The organism is Pigmentibacter ruber (assembly GCF_009792895.1).
Lineage (GTDB): Bacteria > Bdellovibrionota_B > Oligoflexia > Silvanigrellales > Silvanigrellaceae > Silvanigrella > Silvanigrella rubra.
The window spans coordinates 581298-587373 of sequence record NZ_WSSC01000003.1 but is presented as its reverse complement, the minus strand read 5'-3'; the positions used below and the strand labels follow the sequence as shown (position 1 = coordinate 587373).

General features: G+C 31.8%; 5 protein-coding genes. All 5 read right to left on the bottom strand.

The window, feature by feature from the left end; all coding sequences use genetic code 11:
- Nucleotides 1–271 precede the first annotated feature (271 nt).
- The 5 genes from GOY08_RS11560 to GOY08_RS11540 all read right to left on the bottom strand — a co-directional run bounded on the left by GOY08_RS11560 (nt 272) and on the right by GOY08_RS11540 (nt 6036).
- Nucleotides 272–1240: an NAD(P)H-dependent flavin oxidoreductase gene (locus tag GOY08_RS11560; RefSeq protein WP_202914057.1), complete on the bottom strand. Its 969-nt coding sequence runs from the start codon at nt 1238–1240 to the stop codon at nt 272–274.
- 65 nt (nt 1241–1305) lie between these two features.
- The gene (locus GOY08_RS11555; protein ID WP_158999060.1) at nt 1306–1797 is read right to left on the bottom strand and encodes a DUF4442 domain-containing protein; all 492 of its coding nucleotides are present in this window, start codon (nt 1795–1797) and stop codon (nt 1306–1308) included.
- A 91-nt stretch (nt 1798–1888) separates the two neighbouring features.
- Nucleotides 1889–3334: a response regulator gene (locus GOY08_RS11550; protein WP_158999059.1), complete on the bottom strand. Its 1446-nt coding sequence runs from the start codon at nt 3332–3334 to the stop codon at nt 1889–1891.
- Nucleotides 3334–4962 (bottom strand): hypothetical protein, encoded by a 1629-nt coding sequence (locus GOY08_RS11545; protein ID WP_158999058.1) that lies wholly within the window; start codon nt 4960–4962, stop codon nt 3334–3336. Before GOY08_RS11545 ends, GOY08_RS11550 begins: the two co-directional genes overlap by 1 nt.
- Before the next feature lie 441 nt (nt 4963–5403).
- The gene (locus GOY08_RS11540; RefSeq protein WP_158999057.1) at nt 5404–6036 is read right to left on the bottom strand and encodes a YkgJ family cysteine cluster protein; all 633 of its coding nucleotides are present in this window, start codon (nt 6034–6036) and stop codon (nt 5404–5406) included.
- Nucleotides 6037–6076 lie beyond the last annotated feature (40 nt).

Here is a 6076-nt window from a genome sequence, read left to right as displayed (position 1 = left end):
AGGAACCTTGTACTTCGTCTCTTTCGATACGAAACACAACGCTCCCGCACTCTGTTTCTGCTCTCTTCTCTTGTCAAATAACTTTCACTACTTAGCAACCCTTTCGAGTACGCTACTGCAGCGAGAAAATTAACTTGCTATACATTTCTTTTCTTGTCAAATATTTTTGATAGAAAATTTAATTTTTTTTTAATTTTTTTAGCTTAATTTTTAGGCATTTATAATATGATTCTACTTGTTTTTATTTATGAATTATCACAGTAGGTTAATCTCAAACTGAAACCATATTTTGAATCACTTCCTTAGAGCTAAGTATTGCATTACAACCATCAACACTTTTCCCTGCCTGCCAATAGTCTTTATATCCAGCCCCTTCTAAAGAAGCTCGTTTAAGTTTCCACGCTGCTTGTATCGTATAGTACATTCGCATCCAGTGTTTGAATTTATGATGCCTCAGAAAATATCTAGCTAGTGGATTCGCCTTTGTCCCAATTCTCTCAATATATTCAGTTTTGATAACCGAAACTGGGACACCTGAAATTTTATCAGTTAGCACTATGTCCTTAGATGACGCTTTAACTATAGCCTGTTTGTAATCTTCATGCGCTTTGCATTCAGTGGTTGCAATAAAACGTGTTCCCATTTGTACTCCAGCATAACCTAATTGCAGCGCTTCATTGAAACTTATTTTATCCCCTACACCTCCTGCACATATTATAGGGACACCGAATTCTTTTAAATCTTTTATAATTTGCTCTGCTGATAATTCACCAGCATGCCCACCAGCCCTGTTATTCACACAGATGAGTCCGTGCACACCTGAATGCAATGCTTTTTCAGCCCATTTTTTATTAGTTACATCATGGTACACAATACCATTTACAGATTTACTTTGCTCAACAACCCATTTTGGATTGCCAAGAGAGGTAACAAAGAATCGAACTCCTTCTTCAAGAGCTATTTCTAAATATTTTCTCATTCTATTTTCATATATTTTTGAAGATTTTTCAGTAATAATATTCATACCAAATGGTTTGTTTGTTAATTTTTTAATTAGTTTTAATCCCTCACGAAATTCGTGCTTATGCACAAATACTAGAGATAATGGCTGCACAATGCCAATACCACCAGCTTCGGAGACCGCAGCAATTAATTCTGGATTGCTACAAGGATACATAGCTCCACAAATAATAGGGTATTGGATACCAACTTGTTTTGTAAATTGCGTTTCATAATTCATATTAAGCATCTCTTTAAAGTATTAATTATTTTTAATGTATTATTTATCTTCTAAAAATAACTTTTTTATTTTCTTCTAACTCGCCACGTAGCATGGACTTTAGTTACGATTTCATTATTTGTATTTAATATATTTGCAGTTATTTTATGATCTTCATTTTCTTGTTGATTTGCTTGATATTGATATATTGCTTCTGAAACTAAATCGCCACGGGCTTTCTTTAAATATTCTATTTCTATTTTTGTTAAAATAGCCATTGCTGTTTCAGGTAATTGAGAAATAAGACAAAGACCTGTCGAAAATTCTCCCACATTAGCTAAGGCTATTGCATGAATACAATTTAAATGATTGCGAACAGCCCGCTTATCTTTTAACAGAACTCTCGCTTGTCCGCTTTCGATACTTAAAACTAAGGGAGAGATTGATCCTGTGTAAGGAATATATTTTGATACCAATGAAGAAAAAATAATGTTTCCTCCAGGAATATTTTTTAATTTAGCCCAACCAACTTGAATCATAGCACTTGGAGAAGATAACTGTGGAATTAATTTTCTCATTTTAAAGTATCCTTCATGATTTTATTTACATAACCTCATGATAGTACCTAAATTAATTATTTTTTCATCTTTCAGCACAAAGTTTATATCATTATTCTGATTCTTCGTGGTCATAAAGACTTTGGCGAGAAATGCCTAATGCTGAAGCGATTTTAGATTTATTACCACCATATTTTTTTGAAGCAACATTTATCATTATTTTTCGTAAAACATCTTTTGCTTCATCAAAATTTTCACCAGCAGCAATAAATTTGAGTAAAGCCTCACCAAATCTTCCTTCTAAAACATCTCCGTAACTTTTCACTGCGCCAGAAGGATTTGTAGTTGTTTCTTGGGGTGATGCGCGCATACTTCCTATTATTTCGATGTCAGAAGGATAAATTTGACTGCGTTGATCAGCTAGTGCTCTAGATAAAGCATTTTCTATGATTTGGTGAAGAGTTCTAAAATTAGCTGGAAATGAATGATTTGCTGCTAAGTCTAGAATTTTCCCAATTACTTCAGCACTCGCAGAAATTTTAAGATCTTCGCTTGATTGTGAAAGATTTTCAAAAATAAATTGAATCACTTTTGTTAATTCTTGATTTAAATCAGAAATGGAGGGGAGATCTATTTCTCTATGTGCATAGGCTTCCAAAAAACCTGGAACAATTTTCTTTTGATAATCAGTGCAATAGGTTCCTACAAATTTAATCAGACTAATTGATAAATTACCATCACCTAACACTGAAGGAACGAATTCAGAATCAAAAATACTTTTTAATTTATTTTGATTTTCTTCTGACAAGGCATGCAAATTATCTAATACAAGCACCCCACCTACCGCTCTTTCAAATAAACTCAATTGTAATGTGTTTCCAATCATTTTTGCATCACCAAAAAGCATTGTAGAATTCACATCATCTGATTTTGAAGCGCAATCGTGATAAACAATATTTCGAGAGAGACTACCGTAGTTTTGTTTTAAATATTGATGTGCAAATAATTGGCAGGCGATTGTTTTTCCAGTCCCAGGAGCACCACATATAAGCAGCCTTTCCTCTTTTCTCCGCATTGAATGCTCAAAAGCATCAGATGTTTGTTTTTGCAAATATATTTCTTTTGAAAATCTAGAATCAAATTCCATTATTTTTAATTTGCGAATAATTGTAGCTTGTAAAGCAGCTGCACCAATTGTTTTGGTTAAAGAAAAAGAGTCTTTTAATTTAGGACAAAACATATCCGCACCAGCTCTGATAACTCTTGCAGGTAAATCTAAATCATCTGAATTTGAAATCATTATTACTGGAAGACCAGGTAATGTTGAACGCAGATCTGGTAAGAGGTCAATTCCCCACTTATTTGTTCCTTTATAAAAACAATCAACTACACAAACATCGTAAATATTTTTACGCAGCAATTTCTCAGCTGCTTTAATACTATCAGCCGTGTCAGCTTTACCGCCCAGTCCTTCAATTGCTAAAACTATGTCATCTGCATCTTCTGGTGTATCGTCAACTACTAACCAGCGAGATATTGGAAAAACTTTAGAAACCATTACTTAGAATCTCCAATCCAATTTAAAGCAAGACCTTTAATTCTTTCTTTTTTTGTAATTATTCTTAAAATAAAAGATTGTGGTAAATTTAACTCTTCATCAGAAACAATTTCAATCTTTTCTTCACTAATCTTATTTTTAACTAATGATTCAAGATCATTTTCAGTAATAATAAAATTTTCAAGGCCATGCTCTTTAGCAAATTGAATTAACTCTCCATTTTTGAAATAAATAACTTTCTTTCTGTTTAATAAATATGAAGGAATTTCATCAATTTTCTTATTAACATAAAAATGTGCTGGAATGTCAAAGCCTGTTTCAACTACATTATTTTCAATAGTAAAAATCATTTTACCTTTAAATTTAAAAATACCTCTTTTAATTATTGAAAGGCCTCTTCCATCTCGGCCAAAAAATTTAAATAACACTGGTGAATCTATATTTTTTAAATCAATTCTATTTGTTAATTTAGCTAAGTGGATATTAAAAGCAGATAGAAAAGAAACTTTAGAATACACTCGTAATGAAAAATACTCATTAGCATAATAGAGTTTTACTTTTGAAGGAGTAATTGAATGTTTTATTGAATTTGAAGATAAATTAACAATAATTCTTTCAAATAAAGAAATATCTGATACTGGAACTTCAATATTTTTTGGTAGATTATTTGTAACTTCACAATTGGAAAAATAAGTACTTATATATTGCATTATTTCATCAAAAATAAGATCTTTCGGAGTAGTATAATCTTGATATACCTCATTAGATGACCTTACTTCAATGGCTAATCTTTGCAAAATACCTCTTATAGAAGAAACATTGTAATTTAAATCCTTGTCTTGGTATTTTGTGCTAATGGAATCTAATATTTTTGCTACATCATGTTGAGCATCAAGGATTAATGTTTGGTAAAACTGTAAATTTTTACCTCTTACTTGTATAGCTTTTTGTGCTAAAATACGAACATTTAACCAATTAATTTTATCAGTCTTTTCTAATAATTCATCCACATCTTCTGTTTGCTCTAATAACTTCCCAGCATATTGGATAGAATGTAGCATTGCATAAATACAGATACCCCAAAACAAAATGACCGCCATAGAAACCATTATTGGAAGAGATATTATATGATATTCAAACAAATCTAATGAGTTTTTACTACAAGTGTTTATAGTTAATTCCACCAAATAGGGATAAGGCGATCGATGTGGTTGGAAGTATTCTGTACGAGTATCAAGACATTCTTGCGGGATTTCTTCAGGAGATACCCATTCTCCTATTAGCTGTCTTTCTGGATTCAAAAAATAAACAGATACCTTTGCAGCCCTTTCTTGGGTTTGGGTCTTTTTCGAGTCAAAAGTAAAATTAAGATATTCTTGCATCAAAGATTGGGACTGATCTTGCAAACCCTGCGAATCTAACTCAGCAGTGCCAAGAATACTGCCTGTTATCCCACCCATAATTAATTTAACATCGTGCCTTAGATTCGCTATTCTTTCGGCTCTGACAGAAAGAGTCCAGATAACCAAATATAAAACGATAAAAATGATTGCTGAAAATATAAAATACGCTAACAAAGACCCAGAGTTAAATCTAAATTTAAGATTTATACGCATTTTATCTTTCATTCTTTTTTTCTCAAATTCAAAAAAACTTACAACATAACTTCATGAGTATAACTAACACAATAATTCAAAAGATCCCAAGAACTGATGAATTTGGAATTACATGCTATAATCTCCTTACTAAATTTCAAAAGCTTTTATAAGAGGAAATTTTTCTTGCAAATTGTTATTGCGAGTGATATTGCCATCGTTCCAGCAATGCTTCATTATGGAGAGTTGCCAGATTTTAGAACTCAAATTTTTTAACTTTTTTTAATATTTTCAGGAGGTTGGTATGCACGGATCACGTCATCGTCGTAAGCATCCAAAAGGTCGTCGTAAAGTTGGTCGTAAGAAAAGAAAATTGCTCAGACGTCGTCGTGCAGCTAGAACAAGCGGTAAGTAATTAATATTACTGATAAGTTCATTGAAAAAGCCCATTCTCTTGAATGGGCTTTTTTATTTTTAAACCTCGTTTTCCAAGATTTTCAAAATCTCCTTTTGTAAGCTCACAAGAGAAACTCTTTGATTATTATCGACTTGGAGTTGAATTTTGCTTTTATTTTTGGGAAAATTTTTTACGAAAAAGTTCTCTGCAATACTTTGTAAAGTATTTAATCTATCCAAGTCTAACCAATCGTTTTTATTTGGAAAACTATCTTGATCGAGAAAGTTCAACGGACAATGATCTACAGTTATTTGAATATTGTTCTCTTTATCAGCTTGCTTGTATTGTAAAGGTAAGCCTTGAGTTCTGCAGATTGTAGGCCTAGCTTCGTAAATTGAACATGAGTTATTTCTTAAAAACACGCATGGACTTGTTAATTTATTTTGAAAATTTTTTTCTTTAGCTTGCATAGGTTGCTTTAAAACTTCTAATAATTCTTGCTTTTTATCTGATTCAAGAGAGAATATCCATACCAAAATTCTGTACGCTTCTGCTTGAAAAATACTTAAATTCACAAAACAACAACTTGCACACCCCTGCTTGCAGTTCATATGTGCAGAATATTTTTCATTAATTTTTTTATAAAAATCACTACAATTATCTTGGAGATTTAAAATAGGCTGAATGGAATTACTAGAAATTTCAGACATAAAGTTGTAATCCTATTGTGGAGTGAAAAAAAGAAGTGAA